The sequence below is a fragment of the Cryptocyanus atlanticus LEGE 06306 genome, assembly GCF_056633155.1.
In genome coordinates this window covers 469,779-486,650 of the sequence record NZ_JBSJOZ010000001.1, presented here as the reverse complement: position 1 = coordinate 486,650, position 16,872 = coordinate 469,779, and the positions used below count along the sequence as shown (strand labels likewise).

The following is a 16,872-nucleotide window of genomic DNA, read 5'->3' as shown; positions in this document are numbered from 1 at the left end:
TTCGTCGTTGATGACTTCGATCGACTGGTTTGCGCTGCTGCACCCGGTGCTGGTGATCCTGTTCGTTTATCCGGTGGTGGGTGCCACGATCCGGCTGGGATTCCTGGCGCGGGAGCGGCGTCTGAAGATCCATCCCCAGCCCCCCAGCGTGGGGGTGGAGCATGCCGACCACGGCCGCTGGGTCACCGGCGGAATGGTGGTGGCGGTGCTGATCGCCCTGATCTATTCGTTCACCAGCAAATTCATCGTCCCCGAGCCGCCCTTCGCCGGCGGGGGCCAGCGCTTTGCCCTGCTGCTGCTGGTGAGCGCCGGCACCTTCGCCAGTCTGGCGGCCCTCTGGCGGGTGAAGAAGGCCTCGCTGCGGGCCACGTTCGCTCTCCTCACCTGGGCTGGCCTGCTCGGTCTCGGCAGCCAGCCGGAGATCTGGCGCCTGAGCGACAACCCGTTCTCCGGCGCCTTCTGGAGCTCCCACTACTGGAGCGGGGTGCTGCTCACCGGCCTGATGCTGTTCTCGATGTCGGGCAAGGCGGAGATCTTCCGATCCCTGCGGATGCGGCGCCTGCACATCAGCGTCAACATCCTGGTGTCGGTGCTGCTGGCTGTGCAGGCGATCACCGGCAGCCGCGACCTGCTCGAGATTCCGCTCAGCTGGCAGAAGCCGGCGATCTATGCCTGCGACTTCGAGAACCGGGTCTGCCCGCCGCCGGCCCAGGCGCTGGCGGATCCGGCTCCGGCGGTGCCGATGGCCTCGACGCTGCCCATGGCCTCCGCCAGCAGCGACCGGGCGGCGTCCGCGCTGGGGGCCCGCATCAGCTGATGGCGCAGCTGGGCGGCGCCGGGGAAGCCCTGGCAGGTCCAGCCCAGGTGCTTGCGGGCGATCTGCAGACCCGGCTCGCCCCGGGCGGCCAGCAGGGCCTCCAGGTGCTCCCCGGCCAGGGCGATCCGCTCCCCGGGTGAAGGCACTGGCACCGGCTCTCGCCCGCGCAGGGCGGCGTCGATCCGACCCACCTGCCAGGGGGCACCCAGGCTTCCCCGGCCCACCATCACCCCGTCAGCGCCGGTGACCGCCAGACAGCGGCGGGCCTCCTCGGGCCCGGTGATGTCGCCATTGGCGATCACCGGAATGGCCAGGGCCCGCTTCACCGCCGCGATGGCCGCCCAGTCGGCGGTGCCGCGGAAGCCCTGCTCGCGGGTGCGCCCGTGCAGGGTGAGCGCCTGGGCACCGGCCTGCTGCAGGGCCAGGGCGAAGGCCACCGGATCGGCCGAGCCGCCGCCCCAGCCCAGCCGCGTTTTCACGGTCACCGGAATCCGCACCGCCGCGCTCACCGCCGCGACGATGCGCCGGGCCAGGTCGGGCTCGCGCAACAGTCCGCTGCCGCCGCCCTTCCGGGCGATCTTGCGCACCGGGCACCCCATGTTGATGTCGATCAGGAAGGCGCCGGCCGCCTCGGCCTGTCGGGCTGCCTCTGCCATCGCCGCCGGCCGGTGATCGAACAGCTGCACGCCGATCGGCCCCGCCTCGCCCTCCAGCCCCTCCAGTTTGCCGGTGCCGTGACCCAGCCCCAGGCTGGTGGCGTTCACCATCTCGGTGAACAGCAGGGCCTCCGGGGCCCAGCGCCGCACGAAGCTCCGGAAGATCCGGTCGCTCACCCCGGCCAGGGGCGACTGGAGTACCCGGCAGTCGAGCCGTCGCGGGGTGCCCCGCCCCGGCAGCAGCAGGGGCGGCCGGCAGGGCTCCGCCGGGATCGGCTCTCCGCCGGCGGAGGCGCCAGGATCGAGACCCGGTCGGCCGAGGATCGTTGCGCTCACCCTCCTACCCCCTCAGCCGTGCCCTGCTGCAGCTGATCCTCGACGACCGCCTCAGCGACCGTTGTGTCTGCGAGTTCGTCTGGGAGCGGCTGGGCTACCGGCCGCCGGCCGCGGGCGAGGCCCCTCCGGGGTCTCCCTGGCGGGCCGGTCCGGAGACGCCGCCGGCCTGGGCCGAGGCCTTCCCCCAGGCCCCCGAGCTGATCGCCGAGCGGCCCGCCAGCGTGCGTCTGACCCGCTCGATCCCGCCGGAACACAAGCAGCTGCTCAAGCAGCAGCTGGGCTTCGGTGGCTATCGGATCGGTGAGCTGGTCCCCCGGCGCACCCGCCGCGCCACGGTGGTGTCCTGGCTGCTGGCCGAGCTGGCCAGCCGGGGCGAATCCCTGGAGGCGACAGGGGCGCTGCCCGAGCCGCTTCCTCCCCCGTCCGATCCGGCACGCGGCCATCCGGGGGATCCACCGGTGACCTGAAGCGGCGGCGGGGATCGTCACGGGCCGCCGCCGATGCCGCTCTGTAGGGTTGATCAACGCAATCGTCGTGGTTGAGATAAAAGGTCTTGGCGCTTCCAGTCGTCGCCATCATCGGGCGGCCCAATGTGGGCAAATCCACCCTGGTCAATCGGCTCTGCCGCAGCCGTGAGGCGATCGTGCACGATCAGCCCGGCGTGACCCGGGACCGCACCTATCAGGAGGGCTTCTGGGCCGATCGGCGCTTCCGCGTGGTCGATACCGGCGGTCTCGTCTTCGACGACGACAGCGAATTCCTGCCCGAGATCCGCGAGCAGGCGAACCTCGCCCTGGCCGAGGCCGCCGTGGCGGTGGTGATCGTCGATGGTCAGGAGGGTCTCACCGCCGCCGACCAGTCGATCGCCGAGTGGCTGCGGGGCCAGACGGTGCCCGTTCTGCTGGCGGTCAACAAGTGCGAATCGCCCGATCAGGGGCTGGCGATGGCGGCCGATTTCTGGCGGCTGGGCCTGGGTGCGCCCTATGCGGTCTCCGCAATTCACGGGGCCGGCACCGGCGAACTGCTCGACCAGGTGATCGGCTACCTGCCCAGCACCCCGGAAACCGAGCAGGAGGAGCCGATCCAGCTGGCGATCATCGGCCGCCCCAACGTGGGCAAATCCAGCCTGCTCAACGCGATCTGTGGTGAGGCGCGGGCCATTGTGAGCCCCATCCGCGGCACCACCCGCGACACGATCGACACCACGATCGAGCGGGAGGGCAAGACCTGGAAACTGCTGGATACCGCCGGGATCCGCCGCCGCCGCAGCGTCAGCTACGGCCCGGAATACTTCGGCATCAACCGCAGCTTCAAGGCGGTGGAGCGCAGTGATGTCTGCGTGCTGGTGATCGATGCCCTCGATGGTGTCACGGAACAGGATCAGCGTGTGGCCGGTCGCATCGAGGAGGACGGCCGCGCCTGCCTGCTGGTGGTGAACAAGTGGGACGCGATCGAGAAAGACAGCCACACCATGGCCGCCATGGAGAAGGAGCTGCGCGCCAAGCTCTACTTCCTCGACTGGGCGCCGATGCTGTTCACCTCCGCCCTCACCGGCCAGCGGGTGGAGAGTATCTTCGCCCTGGCGCTGCTGGCGGTGGAGCAGCACCGGCGCCGGGTCACCACCTCGGTGGTGAACGAGGTGCTGCAGGAGGCGGTGAGCTGGCGCTCGCCCCCCACCAGCCGCGGTGGCCGCCAGGGGCGCATCTACTACGGCACCCAGGTGGCCACCCGGCCGCCCAGCTTCACCCTGTTCGTGAACGATCCGAAGCTGTTCGGCGAGACCTACCGCCGCTACGTGGAACGCCAGATCCGCGAGGGCCTCGGCTTCGATGGCTCGCCGATCCGGCTGTTCTGGCGCGGTAAGCAGCAGCGTGATGCCGAGAAGGACCTCTCCCGCCAGCAGAGCCGCGCCGCCTCCCACTGATGGACTGGCTTCGGCAGCTCCCAATCGGCCAGTACGTCGACGGGGAGGAGGGCTGGCTGCGGCGGCTCGATCCACGCCTCAAGCTCGCCTGGACCCTGGCCTTCCTCGTCACCCCCGTGCTGGCGGGGGTGGGCTGGAGGCTGGCGCTGGTGGGGCTGCTGCTGCTGATCACGGCGCTCTGCGGTCTGCCCTGGCGGCTGTGGCGCCGCAACCTGCCGGTGCTGATCGCCCTGAGCCTGCTGGTGGGTCTGCTCGCCACCCTGGTGTCGGCCGGGTCGGTGCCCGCCCGCAGCCTGGCCCGTTCCCCGGCCGAGCTGCCCCTGGCCCCGGCCCCCGCCGGCCAGCCCCCGCCCCAGCGCAGCGGTGAGCCCTGGGAACTGATCCGCTGGGGTCCGCTCCAGCTCGGGCCCCTGCCGATCGGGCCGCTGGTGGTGAACCAGCGATCGGCCGAACTGGGCATCAACAGCGCCACCCTTCTGTTCACCCTGCTCCACAGCGCCAACCTGCTGTTGCTCAGCACCCCGCCCGAGGAGCTGGTCTGGGCCCTGAGCTGGGCGATCACGCCCCTGGGTGCCCTGGGTCTGCCGGTGGAGCGCCTCGGCTTCACCCTGCTGCTGGCCCTGCGCTTTCTCCCCCTGGTGCAGGAGGAGGCCCAGAACCTGGTGCGGGCGGTGGCGACCCGGGCGGTGTCCTTCCGGCAACTGGGCTGGAAGGGCGCCCTCGGGCTGGCCCTGGCGGTGGCGGAACGGCTGCTGGCCAACCTGCTGCTGCGCTCGGAGCAGGGGGCCGAAGCGCTGATGGCCCGGGGGGGGCACTGGTGGCCACCGGCTCAGCTGAGGCTCTCATCCCGGCTGGCTCGCGGTCTCAATCTGATGGCCACGCTCGGCCTTCTGGTGCTGATCGGACTGCGCTGGCAGTACGGTGCGTCGTGATTGGTAGCCCTTGCAGCAGTCAGTGAGCGCAGACGCGACCACAGAGCGTTATCTCAACCATCCCACCTTCGGGTTGCTCTATCGGGTGGCGCCCGCCGGCGAAGGCCGTGATCTGTTCGCCACGCTCTACGCCCAGCGGATGTTCTTCCTGGTGACCCTGCAGCCGCGTGGTGCCCATTTCGAGGTGATTCCGCTGATGGATGCCCGCCACGTGGCCGAGCAGAACCTGGCCCGGTCCCGGCGGGACGGCAGTGTCCATCTGGCCCGCTGGCGCCAGCTGTTCGATCAGACCTTCATCTGAGGCCGTCGATGGATGCCGCCCCCCCCGGCGAGGCCGGCCTGGCGGCCCGGTTGGAGCAGCTGCGGCAGGCCCTGCCCCCCCCCACCCGGCTGCTGGCGGTGAGCAAGGGGCAGCCGGCCGGCCGGATCCGCCAGGCGGCGGCCCTGGGCCAGCGGAGTTTCGGCGAGAGCCGCCTGCAGGAGGCGGTGGCGAAGCAGCGGGAGCTGGCCGATCTCGAACCGCTCGACTGGCACTTCATCGGCCGCATCCAGGCCAACAAGGCCAGGGGTGTGCTCCGCCACTTCGGCACGATCCACTCCGTCGACAGCCTGGCGCTGGCGGAACGGCTGGCACGGATCGCCGCCGAGGCGTCGTTGCGGCCGGGGGTGTTCCTGCAGGTGAAACTGCGCCCCGATCCCGCCAAGACCGGCTTCGAGCCCGAGGAGCTGGAGCGGCTCTGGCCCCGGCTGCGGCGGCTGGACCCCCTGCGCCCGCTGGGCCTGATGACGATCGCGCCGTTCGACCTTCCCCCCGCCGGGCGTTCCGCCCTGTTCGCCGACTGCGCCGCCCTGGCATCCCGGCTGGGGCTCGCCGAGCTCTCGATGGGGATGAGCGGCGACTGGCGCGAGGCGGTGGCCGCCGGCAGCACCTGGGTGCGGGTCGGCTCCGCCCTGTTCGGGGAGCGCCCCTGATCGGGTGTGTCGAAACGGAATGCGGAGGTTGTGATCAGTTGCAACTACTGGCCTGGGACGCTAAGTATGGAGGGACTAACAAGGAACTCCCCGGTGTCGCTGTTTTCCCGCCTGCGTGCCGTCGTCTCAGGGGACGACTATCTGGACGGTGACTACGACGACGACCTCGATTACGACCCGGGAGAGTCGGAGTCCCACGAGCCGGCCCCCTCGGGCCTCGGCGGCGGTGCCCTGGCCCTCACCTCCGGGTTCTCGAGCGAAGATCCCTTCGCCAGCGGCAGCTCCAGCAACGTGATCGGCATGCCGGGGCTCACCGCGGCGGCCGCCGAGGTCACCCTGATGGAACCGCGCAGTTTCGATGAGATGCCCCGGGCGATCCAGGCCCTGCGCGACCGCAAGACCGTGATCCTCAATCTCACGATGATGGAGCCGGATCAGGCCCAGCGCGCCGTCGATTTCGTGGCCGGCGGCACCTTCGCCATCGACGGACACCAGGAGCGGGTCGGCGAGAGCATCTTTCTCTTCGCCCCCAGCTGTGTGACGGTGACCACCGCCACCAACGAGGAAGCCTCCTCCCCCACGGTCATTCCCAGCCGCGATCCCGAGGCCGATACGGAAGCGGCCCCCAGTCCGGCCTGGGGCCGCCAGGAGAGCGGCAGCGGGTTCGGCGGCTGAGCTCCGCCTCCCCCCCGGCCCCGTTGACCCCGCCGCCGGCCCAGCTCGGGGTCATCGGCCTGGGCCGCATGGCCCGGGCCCTCTTGCTGCCCCTGCTGGAGGACGGCCGGCTTCCCCGCCAGCGGATCCAGGCGGTGGTGGGCTCCCCCGCCTCGGCCGAGCGCCTCCGCCAGGACCTGGGCCTGGCGGTGGGCACCGAAGCCCAGCTCGCCTGGCAGGCGCCCGTGGTGCTGCTGGCGGTCAAACCGCAGCAGCTGGAGCGGATCGCCGCCGGCGCTCCGCTCCCCGCCGCTCAGCCCGGGGCCGGAGCCGGCGGGCTGGGGCGGCCCCTGCTGATCTCGGTGCTCGCCGGGGTGGGCCTTGAGCGCCTGCAGCGGCTGTTCTCGGGTTGGTCCTGCGTGCGGGCGGTGCCCAACACCCCCTGCCTGGCCAGGGCCGGGCTCACCGCCCTGGCCTTCGGAGAGGGGGTGAGCGCCGCCCAGCGGGAGTGGGTGGAGGGGCTGTTCAGTGCGGTGGGGCAGGTGATGGAGCTGCCGGAGAGCCAGTTGGACGGGTTCCTGGCCCTGGCCTCCTCGGGCCCGGCCGTGGCGGCGCTGCTGCTCGAAGCCCTCGCCGACGGGGGCGTGGCCGCCGGCCTGCCGCGCCAGCTCTCCTCCGACCTCGCCGCCGGCATGCTGAGCGGCACGATCGCCTTGCTGCGCCAGGAGGGGTTGCACCCCGGCCAGCTCAAGGACATGGTGGCCAGTCCGGCCGGGACCACGGTGGCGGCATTGCGGCGGCTGGAGCGGGCCGGAGTGCGCTCGGCCCTGATCGAAGCGGTGCTGGCGGCCGCCGAGCGGAGCCGGGAGCTGGGCTGACGTTCAGGCCCCCCCACCCAGGCGCGGTTCGCTGCCCTCGAGCAGGCGGACGATGTTGCTGCGGTGGCGCCAGAGCACCAGGGCGCAGGTGAGCACGGCCAGGATGAGGTAGGCCGGCCGCAGACCGGTCCCCTCCGCCCGGAAGGCGCCGAGCATCAGCAGCGGCAGGCTCAGGGCGGCCACCACGCTCGAGAGCGACACGATCCGGCTCAGGCTGAGGGTGGTCAGGAAGAGGCCGAAGCAGGCCAGCCCCACCGCCGGCACCAGGCCCAGCAGCATGCCGAGCCCTGTGGCCACCGCCTTGCCCCCCTGGCCGCCCAGCCACACCGGCCAGATGTGGCCCGCCAGGGCGGCCAGGCCCGCCGCCACCACCCACCCGTCGGTTCCGGCGTTGATGCCGTCGCCCTGGAGCAGGGCCTTGGCCAGCAGAACGGCCGCGCTGCCCTTGAGCACGTCGGCGAGGAACACCACCAGGGCCGGCCCCTTGCCGAGCTGGCGCAGCACGTTGGTGGCGCCGGTGGAGCCCGAGCCGAGCTCGCGCAGATCGATGCCCGCCAGCCAGCGGCCCGCCAGCCAGCCGCAGGGGATGGACCCCAGCAGGTAGCCCGCCGCCAGCACGGCCAGAGGCAGCAGGGGGACACTCACGTCAGCTCCTCCTCCACCGCCAGCTCGCCCGGTGTGGCGGCGAAGGCCAGCCAGAGCGGGAACTGCAGCACCGGAATGTCCACCACCTGCTCCGCCGCGTCGATCACGATGAAGGGCAGTTCACCCCGCTCCTCAAGCCGGTCGGCGCGCTCGATCAGGGCATCGGGCCGCTCGAACAGCACGATGCCGCTGTTGGGGCCGAAGTCTTCGCGGGAGAGCCCCAGGCAATCCTGCAGGCCCCGGCGCCATTCCCCCAGCCGCTCGGGTTCACCCGCCAGCACCAGGGTCTGGAAGCGCTCTCCGTAGAGCTCGCCCAGGATCGCCACCGCACCCGCCGTGAGCAGGGCGTTGCGATTGCGGCTGCCGGTGCTGGCCTGGGCGCCCCGTCCCCCCTGGTTGAGGAACCAGTCCTCCAGCACGGCGGCGGCACCGGCCTCCAGGCTGCGGCGCAGCTTCCAGGGGTCGGCGTAGAAATCGGGCTGGCCCTGGAAGCGCCGCAGCTGATCGCGGATCAGGTCCTCGTCCTGGCTGAACAGGCCCGCCGCCGCTGGCGGAGGCGGGGGCACGGGGCTGGCCTCAGGTGCCGGGTCGAGGGGGGAGGGTTGCAGCCGCGGGGCGGGCACCGCCAGATCCAGCTGGTCGGCCTGGCTGGCCAGATCCTGCAGCGCCACCACCAGGTAGTCCTGGAAGCCTTTGAGCCGGCGGGCGATCGTGTCGGCCTGTCCGCTGGCGCTGCCGGTCAGCTCGCTCTCCAGTTGCTCCCGACGCTTCTCGAGGGCACCGATCTCCCCGAGCAGCGCCTCCCGGCGCTGGCGCAGGTCGACCAGGGCCAGGGCCAGCAGGTCGGCTGCGGTGGCCTCCGGAGGCGACGGCGGGGCCGCCACCAGGGGCGGGGGGGCCGGGGCAGGATCGCCGGAGGGGGGGGGCTGGGGGGAGGCGTCGGTCATGGCAGGCCGCTCAGGCGGAGGTCCAGCTGCTGGCGAAGAACCGTGGCATCAAACAGCACCGGCAGAACGTGGATGCTGCTCCGTTCACGGAAATAGAACAGCACCGGCAGGGGTGGCCAGAAGACGGTCCAGCTGAGCCACGCCTCGTAGGGGAAGCGCCGCAGCAGGGAGGAGCGGCGCCAGACCAGCAGCGCATCGCCGCTGAACTGCAGCCGCAGCAGCAGGGTCTGCACCAGCAGGAAGAGACCGAAGAGCGCCACCACCCCGGCCACCACCGGCATGCCGCTCCAGAGCGGGCGCAGGGGCAGCAGGGCCGCCGCCAGCAGCACCACCCCGACCGGCACCCAGGCCCGGGGGGCGAGGATCGGACCGGCCGCCGGGTCAGGGCCACCGTTCGGCGGCTCGGGGGACGGGGACATGGAGGGCTCCAACGGCGTCATGGGTCCCATGCTGCTGCGCCCCGCGGCCGCTTGGCCAGCGAACGGGTGCGTCAATCGCCGAAGAGCAGCTGGGTCAGCAGCACGTCCATCAGGCTGACCGTGAGCAGGATCATCACGACCGCACCGGTGGTGCTGGTGCCGACCTCCTTCGGCCCTCCCTCAGTGGTGAGTCCCCAGCCGCAGCCGATCACAGCGATCAGCAGCCCGAACACCACCGCCTTGATCAGCATCGAGGGCAGGTCGGTGGGCTCCATCCAGGTGCGCACCGAATTCCAGAACACCGACGGGGGGATCGAATAGAGCAAGGCGCTGCTCACCTGGGCCGACCACACCCCCACGCCGAAGAACAGCAGGCACTGCACCGGCGCCATCACCACCATCGCCAGCACCCTGGGCACCACCAGATACTGCACCGGATCGGTGCGCAGCATGGTGATCGCGTCGATCTGCTCGGTCACCTTCATGGTGCCCAGCTGGGCGGCGTAGGCCGTGGCCACCTTCCCCGTCAACAGGGTGGCGGTGAGCAGGGGGGCGATCTCCCGGGCCAGGCCCAGGGCCAGGATGCCGCCCACGGAGAACCCGGCCCCCTGGCGGGTGAGCTCGGCCGCCACCTGGATGTTGAACACGGTTCCCGCCGCCAGGGCGGTGATGAGCACGATCAGGAAGCTGCCGGGGCCGGCCTCCAGCATCTGCTCGAACAGGTCGTTGAGGTTGAGACGGCCCCGGGCGAGGGCGGCGATCGACTGGCCGCCGATCATGGCGCTGGTGCCGAGCCGCGTCAGCCAGCGGGGCAGGTGGAAGCGGCTCAGCACCATCAGGACACCGTCGCCTGGACGCAGTGGGCCCGGCGGTCGGGCCAGCGGCGCATCACGATCAGCCCCAGGGCGATCAGCACGGCGGGAATGATGCCCATGCAGAGCCGGATGGCCGTCAGGGCCGTGCCGGGCTGGTCGATGCCGCGGGCCGCCACGTAGCCGCTGAGGCTCATCAGGTTGCCGAACACGAACAGGGCCAGGCTGATGCAGATCTTCTGCGCCAGCACCATCCAGGCGCTGTATTGACCAGCCGGTTTCTCGGGATCGGCATCGATCGCGTCGGGCAGCAGCGCCCAGGGGATCAGGTAGGCGGTGGAGGCGCCGATGCCCGCCGTGACGATCGCGGTGAGCAGCAGGATCAGCCGCACCAGGTTGGTCTGGGAGCCGGTGGGGGCCACACCGGCCTCGAGGGCTGGCACCAGCATCGCCATCAGGCAGCCGAGGATCCACAGGCCGCTACCCCACTGCAGGGCCCGCAGCCGTCCGAAGCGGTTGGCCACGTCGTTCCACAGCCAGAGCCCCACCAGGGTGCTCACGATGAAGGGCAGCAGAATCCAGTTGCTCCATCCCTGGGGCAGCCGCATCACCACCGGCAGGTAGATCAGGGCGGCGGTCTGCATCAGCTGCAGGGCGCACCAGAGCAGCAGGTACAGCCCCAGCACCCGCATGAACCGGCCGTTGCGGGTGACCCGTCGCAGCAGCCGCCGCGTGGTGCCGGCCTGGGTGCCCGGTGTCTGGCAGTGCCGGGCCGCCGGGCTGATCCCCCAGGCGCAGAGCAGGGTGGCCAGGGCGATCAGGGCTCCCGAGATCCAGCCCACCCGCAGGTAGCTGGCCGGATCGGAGGTGTCGCTGAGCAGCAGGCCCCCGAGCACCAGACCCACCAGCGTGGCGATGATCGAGCCGGTGAAGCGCATCGTGTTGAGGCGGGTGCGCAGGGCCACGTTGCCGGTCAGCTCGGCCGCCAGGGAGGCGTAGGGCAGATTGACGCAGGTGTAGAGCGTGTTGGCCACCACGGAGATGGCCAGAAAGACGGCGAAGCGGTGCCAGGGACCGCCCGGTGGCAGCCACCACATCAGTGCCATCGAGAGTCCGAGCGGCAGGGCGCTCCAGCGGATCCAGGGGAGCCGTGGGCCTGCGCTGGTGCGGGACTTGTCGCTGAGCCAGCCCACCAGCGGATCGTTCACGGCATCCCAGAGCCGCGCCAGCATCAGCACCAGCCCGGCCATCCAGGGCGGCAGCCCGGCGGCGGAGGTGTAGAAGATGAAGAGGTAGAAGCCGATCAGGGAGGCGCCCATGCCGGTGCCGGCATCGCCGATCCCGTAGCCCAGCAGCAGGCGCAGCCTCGGCCAGCCCCTCAGATCGTTCGCATCGGTGACCGGACGGGCCTCCGGCATGGCAGCGGCACGGGTTGGCGCAGGCTGGATCGGATCGCTCACGCGGGCCAGGAGAGGACGCAGGCCATAATGCTGGAACCCCTGGACGGGGGCCGGCCCCGGGCCGGAATCCATCCGTGGGGAGCACGCCCATCCGCCGCCAGGGTGGTATGGATGTACTGATGCGGGCGTAGTTTAGTGGTAAAACCTCAGCCTTCCAAGCTGATGATGCGGGTTCGATTCCCGCCGCCCGCTTCCCGTTCCCCGGAGATCCTGCCCGGATCCGCCAGAGGGATCCGCGCATCCGCCGCCGCGATCACCGGGTCCATCCGCCGGTGAATTTATGCCTGGATCAGCGGAACACGGGAGGGGGTGGCACGGCCCCCTCGTCGTCGCGCTGGAGCAGCTGTGGAGCCAGCATCAGCACCAGGCTGCGGCTCTCCAGTGGTGCCGTGGGGTCCTCCCAGCCGACGGCGGGCTCGGCCAGGTCCTCCCCGGGCGGGAGGGCGGTGTCGATCACCCGGGCCCAGCCCGCGGGGGCGGCGGGCAGCTCGAAGCGCATCGGTTGGTAATAGGCGTTCATGCCGCACCAGAGCAGGGGCCCGTGGGTTGCGTCGTGCAGGCTCCAGGCCAGGGTGTGGGACCAGCTGCTCCAATCGGGTTGGCGGAGCTCCAGCCCATGCCACTCGCGCCAGAGGTGGACCCGCTCGCCCGGTCGGGCCGGGGCGGCCTCGGCGGGGGGGATCTCGGGGTTGAGCAGACTGTGCAGGCGGCGCCGCAGCCGCACCAGGCGTTCCACGAACCGGCACAGGTCCCGGTCGCCCCGGTCCGGGCGCCAGTGCATCCACCCCAGCGGATTGTCCTGGCACCAGGTGTTGTTGTTGCCGCCCTGGCTGCGGCGCACCTCATCGCCCATCAGCAGCATCGGCACCCCGGGGGCCAGCAGAAGGGTGGTGATGAGGTTGCGGGCCTGGCGGGCCCGCAGGGCCGTGACGGCCGGATCGGTGCTGGGCCCCTCCAGGCCGTGGTTCCAGCTGTTGTTGTGGTTGTCGCCGTCGCGGTTGTCCTCGCCGTTGGCCAGGTTGTGCTTGCCGTTGTAACTGATCAGATCGGCGAGGGTGAAGCCGTCGTGGGCGGTGATGAAGGTGATGCTGCGCCCCACCGCCGGCGGGCGGCCGCCGTAGAGATCGGGACTGCCGGCCAGCCGCTGGGCGATCGCCCAGCTGCAGCTGTCGTCACCTTTCCAGAAGCGGCGCAGATCATCCCGGAAGCGGCCGTTCCAGGTGCCCATCCGCCGGGCCGGGAAATCGCTGAGCCGGTAGAGGCCGCCGCAGTCCCAGGGTTCGCTGACCAGCTTCAGGTCGCTGAGTTCGGGATCGGCCTCGATCGCCTCGAACAGGGGGGGGTGGTCCAGCGGAGCCAGATCCTCGCCGCGGCTGAGGGCGATGCCCAGATCGAAGCGGAAGCCATCGATCCCCAGCTCCAGGGCCCAGCAGCGCAGCGCCTCCAGCATCAGCCGCCGCACCAGGGGTCGGTTGGCGGCCACGGTGTTGCCGCAGCCGGTCACGTCGAGGTAGTCGCCGCGGGGGGTCTGGTGGTAGTAGAGGCGATCGGCCAGACCCCGCCAGCTGAGGGTGGGGCCGTCCTGGTTGCCCTCGCTGGTGTGGTTGAGCACCACGTCGAGGAGCACCTCCAGCCCCGCCTGGTGGCAGGCCGTCACCAACTGGCGCACCTGGGCGCGGGCCAGGAGAGGATCGTCCCCGAGCAGGTAGCCCTGGTGGGGCGCCATCCAGCTCAGCGGGCTATAGCCCCAGTAATTCTGACGGCCGTGGGGCGCGTCCTGGGGATCGAAGGCCATCACCGGCAGCAGTTCCAGGGTGGTGACCCCGAGGCTCTGCAGATAGGGGATCGTGTCGATCAGCCCCAGTAGGCTGCCCTGGCGCTCGGGGGCCACCGGGGAGCCCTCCCCCCGGCTGAAGCCGCCCGGGTGGAGCTCGTAGACCACCGTGCGCCCCCAGCTGTGCCGTGGGCGCGGTGCGGCGGCGAAGTCGAAGCGGTCGCGCTCGGTGACCACACCCTTGAGGCAGCTGGCGGTGTTGGGGATGGCGCCGACGGCGTCCTGGCGGCGATAGACCTGCCAGCCGCTGATCGCCCGGGCGCAGGGATCGAGCAGCACCTTGGAGGGGTTGAAGCCGTGGCTGCCGGGCTGCAGGGTGCCGTAGACCCGGTAGCCGTAACAGCAGCCGATGCCGATCCCCTCCAGTTCCACATGCCAGTGGTCACCGGAGCGGTGGCGATGATCGAGGGCCACGATCCGGAATGGCTCCGGCGCGGCCCCGTGGGCGAAGAGCAGCAGCTCCACCCGGGTGGCATTGGGGGCCACCACGGAGAAGTTGACGCCCCGGGCGGTGGGTGCCGCCCCGAGGGGCCAGGGATGTCCGAGCTGGATCGACGACACGGGCTCGGTTGACCGGCCGCATCAAGCTACTGGCGCCATGGTGCGCCCAATCCAGACGGGACAGTCAGATGCCGGAGGACGACAGGGGGAGTGCCGCGACAACGGGGGCCGCTGAGCCGGGCCGGCCGCCGCGGCCGGTGCTGCCCGGTCTCTGGGCCTTCGCCCCCAGCCGCGACAGCGCCGGGGGCACCGCCTGGCTGCTGGCCCTCCCCGACCGGCCGCCCCTGCTGATCGACGTTCCCGCCGACACCGTCGCGAACCGCGCCTTCCTGGCCACGGCCGGCGCCGCAGGCCCTGAGGGGCTGCTGATCCTCACCGGTCGGGAGGGACACGGCCGCTGCCGCCGCTGGCAGGAGGCCCTGGGCTGGCCGGTGCTGCTGCAGGAGCAGGAGGCCTATCTGCTGCCGGGTGTCGCGGCCCTGTGCACCTTCTCCGAGGAGCTGGAGCTTCCCGGCGGCCGGCGCCTGCTCTGGACGCCGGGGCCCAGCCCCGGCTCCTGCGTGGTGCATGCCCCTGGGGCGCTCGATCTGCTTTTCTGCGGCCGTCTGCTGGTGCCCACCGCTCCCGGCCAGGCGCGGGCGCTGCGCACCCCCCGCACCTTCCACTGGCCGCGGCAGCGCCGCAGCCTGGAGCGGTTATGCCGCTGGTTGCCGGCAGGCTCCCCGGCCTGGATCGCCTCGGGTGCCGCCCTGGGGGCCCTGCGCGGGGAGGCGCTGATCTCCGGGGGGCGGTCGGTGCTGGAGCGGGCGTCACGGGCGGCGGGGGGGGCGGCGGACGGGGCGGTTTGATGGGAAAATGGCGGGAATCGGGCCAAAACCGTTGCCGAGCGGGCAGTTTCGGTTGCCCGCGTCGCCCTTCCCCCATACGATTGGCGCGCTCGGCACCGGTCGGCTCGTCCGGCGGGTGTTCTCCAACGCCCCAGCCCCGGCGGGAGAGTTCTCTCCGCTCCGCCACACTCCCGCACTTCCAGAGGTTCCCGTCTCCGATGAACAAAGCTGATCTCGTCAATCTCGTGGCGGCTCGCACCGAGCTGACCAAGACCGACGTCTCCCAGGTCGTGGATGCCGCGATCCAGACGATCGTCGACTCCGTGGTGGAAGGCAAGAAGGTCTCGATCCTGGGTTTCGGGTCCTTCGAGGCCCGCGAGCGGTCTGCCCGTCAGGGTCTCAATCCCAAGACCGGTGAGAAGATCGCCATCCCCGCCAAGCGCGTGCCCGCCTTCACCGCCGGCAAGCTGTTCAAGGATCAGGTCCAGGGCTGAACGCTCCGCCGATCGCGCTGCCCCGGCACCTCCACCGCCTGCTCGAGGCGGGGGAGCGGATCCGGGCGGCCGGCCCCCGGGGCCGTTTTGCCCCTTCCCCCACCGGCCCTCTGCACCTGGGCAACCTGCGCACCGCCCTGGTGGCCTGGCTGCAGGCCCGGCTCAGCAACGGGGAACTCCTGCTTCGCATCGATGATCTCGACAGGCCCCGCAACCGTCCGGGGGCGCTCGAAGCCATCCGTGCCGATCTGATCTGGCTGGGCATCCGCTGGGAGGGCCCCGTCTGGTACCAGAGCAAGCGCACCGGTCTCTACGCCACGGTGCTCTCCGCCTTCCGCCGGGCCGGACTGCTCTACCCGTGCCGCTGCAGCCGGCGCCTGCTGGCCGATGTCTCGGCCCCGCACGGGGGCTGGCCGCTCTATCCAGGCACCTGCCGCGAGGGCCCGCCCCAGTGGGGCCCCCAGCGGGGACGCCTGCCCAGCTGGCGGCTGCGGCTGCCGCCGGGGCCGTTGGGCTGGCAGGAGGAGATCGGACCGCCCGGCTGCCTCGATGGGGCCAGCGAGGTCGGTGATGTGGTGCTGCGCCGGGCGGATGGGGTGCTGGCCTATCACCTGGCCACCGCCATCGATGACCTGACCCTCGGCATCGGCACGGTGGTGCGGGGGGCCGATCTGTGGCGCTCCACCGCGCCCCAGGTGGCGGTGATGCAGCTGCTGGGGGGCACACCGCCCCGCGGCTGGCACGTGCCGCTCTGGCGGCAGCCCGGAGGCGAACGGCTGGCCAAGCGGGAGGGCAGCGCCGGTCTGGCTGGGCTGCGGCAGCAGGGGCTCGACGCCGCCGCGGTGATCGGTCGGCTGGCGGCCAGCCTGAACCTGGTGCCGGCCGGCAGCCGCCTGAGTGCCGAGGAGCTCGCCCAGGAGCTGAGCCTGGAGGGTCTGCAGCGGTGCCTGCGGGCCCAGTCTTAAGGAAGCTTTCGGGATCAAAGGGCCCTTAACCACCCACACTGATGGAACGCCCGGACTTGTCAGCGTCATATGTCCCGATCCACACCCATCCCGGCGGCCGCTCCGGTGCCGGAGGGTCCGACCCTGTCGAGGAGCCCCGTGCCCAGGCAGGCGCTCACCAGCCTGGGAGGGGCGAACCCCGACGGTCCCTTGGTGCTCACCCTGCCGCCCGTTCAGCCCACTCCGGCCTCGATGGCCGCCACACGCACCTGCTTCCACTGCGGCGGCAGCGGCGTGCTGCGGCTGGGCGGCCACCGGTTCAGGACCTGCCTGGAATGCCTCGGACAGGGGGAACTGCCGGATCGGCTGTCGGCGGGCTTCACCGCCTCATGACTTTCTTCTGCCGCCAGATGAAGAACGCGGCCGTGGCCACCACCACACCTAGCGGGATGGCGGTGAGCAGCAGCAGGATGACGGCGCCCCAGTCGGTGTACATGGCTGCTCGGAAGAACCCGTCCCATCCTCTCAGCCGGCGCCCCAGGTCGGCACCGGTCTGCGGATTTGGCCTGGTGGCGGTGCTGCTGCTGGCGGTTCCGCTGCTTCCGCTCGCCGGCCGGGCCCAGGTGCGCTTCCAGGATTGCGAGCCCGCCGCCGGTGGGGGCGTCACCTGCGACACCGAGCCCGAAGGCAACACCCTGCTGCAGGACCAGGCCGCCCGGTTCGGCCTGTTCGATGCCGCCAGCCCCGGCTGGGAGGAATTCGATCCCTACGCCGAGGACGAACCCTTCTTTGGCGACGGCTGAGGCCGGGTCCGCTCCGG

At 71.5% G+C, this 16,872-nt stretch carries 19 protein-coding genes, 1 tRNA gene and 1 pseudogene; 14 read left to right on the top strand and 7 right to left on the bottom strand.

Annotated features, from left to right (window positions below; all coding sequences use genetic code 11):
• Positions 1–10: 10 nt before the first annotated feature.
• Positions 11–628: pseudogene (locus ACWJI7_RS02565) on the top strand (DUF4079 domain-containing protein); the annotation flags it as partial.
• A 38-nt stretch (positions 629–666) separates the two neighbouring features.
• Here the strand turns inward: ACWJI7_RS02565 and dusB are convergent.
• Positions 667–1,746, bottom strand: a complete 1,080-nt coding sequence (gene dusB, locus ACWJI7_RS02560; RefSeq protein WP_479935146.1) for a tRNA dihydrouridine synthase DusB — start codon at positions 1,744–1,746, stop codon at positions 667–669.
• 53 nt (positions 1,747–1,799) lie between these two features.
• On the opposite strand from dusB, the gene ACWJI7_RS02555 reads away from it, so the two are divergent.
• The 7 genes from ACWJI7_RS02555 (at position 1,800) to proC (ending at position 7,169) form a co-directional block, all read left to right on the top strand.
• Positions 1,800–2,276 carry a DUF1823 family protein gene (locus ACWJI7_RS02555; protein WP_479935040.1) on the top strand — a complete coding sequence of 159 codons (477 nt, stop codon included), beginning with the start codon at positions 1,800–1,802 and terminating at the stop codon, positions 2,274–2,276.
• 86 nt (positions 2,277–2,362) lie between these two features.
• Positions 2,363–3,733 carry a ribosome biogenesis GTPase Der gene (gene der / locus ACWJI7_RS02550; protein WP_479935038.1) on the top strand — a complete coding sequence of 457 codons (1,371 nt, stop codon included), beginning with the start codon at positions 2,363–2,365 and terminating at the stop codon, positions 3,731–3,733.
• Entirely contained in the window at positions 3,733–4,665 is a 933-nt protein-coding gene (locus tag ACWJI7_RS02545) for a CbiQ family ECF transporter T component (RefSeq protein WP_479935036.1), read from the top strand. Before der ends, ACWJI7_RS02545 begins: the two co-directional genes overlap by 1 nt.
• Before the next feature lie 22 nt (positions 4,666–4,687).
• Positions 4,688–4,966: a PipX family protein gene (locus ACWJI7_RS02540; RefSeq protein ID WP_479935034.1), complete on the top strand. Its 279-nt coding sequence runs from the start codon at positions 4,688–4,690 to the stop codon at positions 4,964–4,966.
• A gap of 8 nt (positions 4,967–4,974) precedes the next feature.
• Positions 4,975–5,637, top strand: coding sequence for a YggS family pyridoxal phosphate-dependent enzyme (locus ACWJI7_RS02535; protein WP_479935032.1), 663 nt, complete (start codon positions 4,975–4,977; stop codon positions 5,635–5,637).
• Positions 5,638–5,730: 93 nt separating this feature from the next.
• Positions 5,731–6,312, top strand: a complete 582-nt coding sequence (locus ACWJI7_RS02530) for a cell division protein SepF (RefSeq protein WP_479935030.1) — start codon at positions 5,731–5,733, stop codon at positions 6,310–6,312.
• Positions 6,313–6,335: 23 nt separating this feature from the next.
• On the top strand, positions 6,336–7,169 hold the full coding sequence (gene proC, locus ACWJI7_RS02525; protein WP_479935027.1) for a pyrroline-5-carboxylate reductase: 834 nt from the start codon (positions 6,336–6,338) through the stop codon (positions 7,167–7,169).
• A 3-nt stretch (positions 7,170–7,172) separates the two neighbouring features.
• Here the strand turns inward: proC and plsY are convergent, their stop codons facing one another.
• From plsY to ACWJI7_RS02500, 5 genes are all read right to left on the bottom strand, one after another.
• Complete coding sequence (plsY, locus tag ACWJI7_RS02520; RefSeq protein ID WP_479935025.1) at positions 7,173–7,814, bottom strand: glycerol-3-phosphate 1-O-acyltransferase PlsY; 642 nt, start codon at positions 7,812–7,814, stop codon at positions 7,173–7,175.
• Positions 7,811–8,761, bottom strand: coding sequence for a DUF3086 domain-containing protein (locus tag ACWJI7_RS02515; RefSeq protein ID WP_479935023.1), 951 nt, complete (start codon positions 8,759–8,761; stop codon positions 7,811–7,813). Before ACWJI7_RS02515 ends, plsY begins: the two co-directional genes overlap by 4 nt.
• Positions 8,758–9,180, bottom strand: coding sequence for a DUF3119 family protein (locus ACWJI7_RS02510; RefSeq protein ID WP_479935021.1), 423 nt, complete (start codon positions 9,178–9,180; stop codon positions 8,758–8,760). Before ACWJI7_RS02510 ends, ACWJI7_RS02515 begins: the two co-directional genes overlap by 4 nt.
• Positions 9,181–9,251: 71 nt before the next feature.
• A complete protein-coding gene (locus tag ACWJI7_RS02505) occupies positions 9,252–10,016 on the bottom strand; it encodes an MlaE family ABC transporter permease (protein WP_479935019.1) in 765 nt (254 codons plus the stop codon).
• Positions 10,016–11,410, bottom strand: coding sequence for an MFS transporter (locus tag ACWJI7_RS02500; RefSeq protein ID WP_479935017.1), 1,395 nt, complete (start codon positions 11,408–11,410; stop codon positions 10,016–10,018). Before ACWJI7_RS02500 ends, ACWJI7_RS02505 begins: the two co-directional genes overlap by 1 nt.
• Positions 11,411–11,573: 163 nt before the next feature.
• Here ACWJI7_RS02500 and ACWJI7_RS02495 point away from each other — a divergent pair.
• Positions 11,574–11,644, top strand: a tRNA-Gly gene (locus ACWJI7_RS02495).
• 97 nt (positions 11,645–11,741) lie between these two features.
• On the opposite strand, the gene ACWJI7_RS02490 is transcribed toward ACWJI7_RS02495, so the two are convergent.
• Entirely contained in the window at positions 11,742–13,847 is a 2,106-nt protein-coding gene (locus tag ACWJI7_RS02490; RefSeq protein ID WP_479935015.1) for a glycogen debranching protein, read from the bottom strand.
• Positions 13,848–13,915: 68 nt separating this feature from the next.
• On the opposite strand from ACWJI7_RS02490, the gene ACWJI7_RS02485 reads away from it, so the two are divergent.
• The 5 genes from ACWJI7_RS02485 to ACWJI7_RS02465 all read left to right on the top strand — a co-directional run bounded on the left by ACWJI7_RS02485 (position 13,916) and on the right by ACWJI7_RS02465 (position 16,855).
• Positions 13,916–14,635 (top strand): MBL fold metallo-hydrolase, encoded by a 720-nt coding sequence (locus tag ACWJI7_RS02485; RefSeq protein WP_479935013.1) that lies wholly within the window; start codon positions 13,916–13,918, stop codon positions 14,633–14,635.
• 197 nt (positions 14,636–14,832) lie between these two features.
• Positions 14,833–15,108 carry an HU family DNA-binding protein gene (locus ACWJI7_RS02480; RefSeq protein ID WP_479935011.1) on the top strand — a complete coding sequence of 92 codons (276 nt, stop codon included), beginning with the start codon at positions 14,833–14,835 and terminating at the stop codon, positions 15,106–15,108.
• Between the two features lie 11 nt (positions 15,109–15,119).
• Complete coding sequence (gene gluQRS, locus ACWJI7_RS02475; RefSeq protein WP_479935144.1) at positions 15,120–16,073, top strand: tRNA glutamyl-Q(34) synthetase GluQRS; 954 nt, start codon at positions 15,120–15,122, stop codon at positions 16,071–16,073.
• A 69-nt stretch (positions 16,074–16,142) separates the two neighbouring features.
• Positions 16,143–16,445 carry a hypothetical protein gene (locus tag ACWJI7_RS02470; RefSeq protein ID WP_479935009.1) on the top strand — a complete coding sequence of 101 codons (303 nt, stop codon included), beginning with the start codon at positions 16,143–16,145 and terminating at the stop codon, positions 16,443–16,445.
• A 101-nt stretch (positions 16,446–16,546) separates the two neighbouring features.
• On the top strand, positions 16,547–16,855 hold the full coding sequence (locus ACWJI7_RS02465) for a hypothetical protein (protein ID WP_479935008.1): 309 nt from the start codon (positions 16,547–16,549) through the stop codon (positions 16,853–16,855).
• The last annotated feature ends 17 nt before the right edge of the window (positions 16,856–16,872 follow it).

What these genes read in the sequence shown, in the direction of transcription:
- ACWJI7_RS02510 (WP_479935021.1), bottom strand. Translation starts at nt 9,180, where the DNA reads ATGTCCCCGTCCCCCGAGCCGCCGAACGGTGGCCCTGACCCGGCGGCC.
- ACWJI7_RS02465 (WP_479935008.1), top strand. Translation starts at nt 16,547, where the DNA reads ATGGCTGCTCGGAAGAACCCGTCCCATCCTCTCAGCCGGCGCCCCAGG.
- ACWJI7_RS02545 (WP_479935036.1), top strand. Translation starts at nt 3,733, where the DNA reads ATGGACTGGCTTCGGCAGCTCCCAATCGGCCAGTACGTCGACGGGGAG.
- ACWJI7_RS02470 (WP_479935009.1), top strand. Translation starts at nt 16,143, where the DNA reads ATGTCCCGATCCACACCCATCCCGGCGGCCGCTCCGGTGCCGGAGGGT.
- ACWJI7_RS02505 (WP_479935019.1), bottom strand. Translation starts at nt 10,016, where the DNA reads ATGGTGCTGAGCCGCTTCCACCTGCCCCGCTGGCTGACGCGGCTCGGC.
- ACWJI7_RS02515 (WP_479935023.1), bottom strand. Translation starts at nt 8,761, where the DNA reads ATGACCGACGCCTCCCCCCAGCCCCCCCCCTCCGGCGATCCTGCCCCG.
- ACWJI7_RS02500 (WP_479935017.1), bottom strand. Translation starts at nt 11,410, where the DNA reads ATGCCGGAGGCCCGTCCGGTCACCGATGCGAACGATCTGAGGGGCTGG.
- ACWJI7_RS02485 (WP_479935013.1), top strand. Translation starts at nt 13,916, where the DNA reads ATGCCGGAGGACGACAGGGGGAGTGCCGCGACAACGGGGGCCGCTGAG.
- ACWJI7_RS02480 (WP_479935011.1), top strand. Translation starts at nt 14,833, where the DNA reads ATGAACAAAGCTGATCTCGTCAATCTCGTGGCGGCTCGCACCGAGCTG.
- ACWJI7_RS02535 (WP_479935032.1), top strand. Translation starts at nt 4,975, where the DNA reads ATGGATGCCGCCCCCCCCGGCGAGGCCGGCCTGGCGGCCCGGTTGGAG.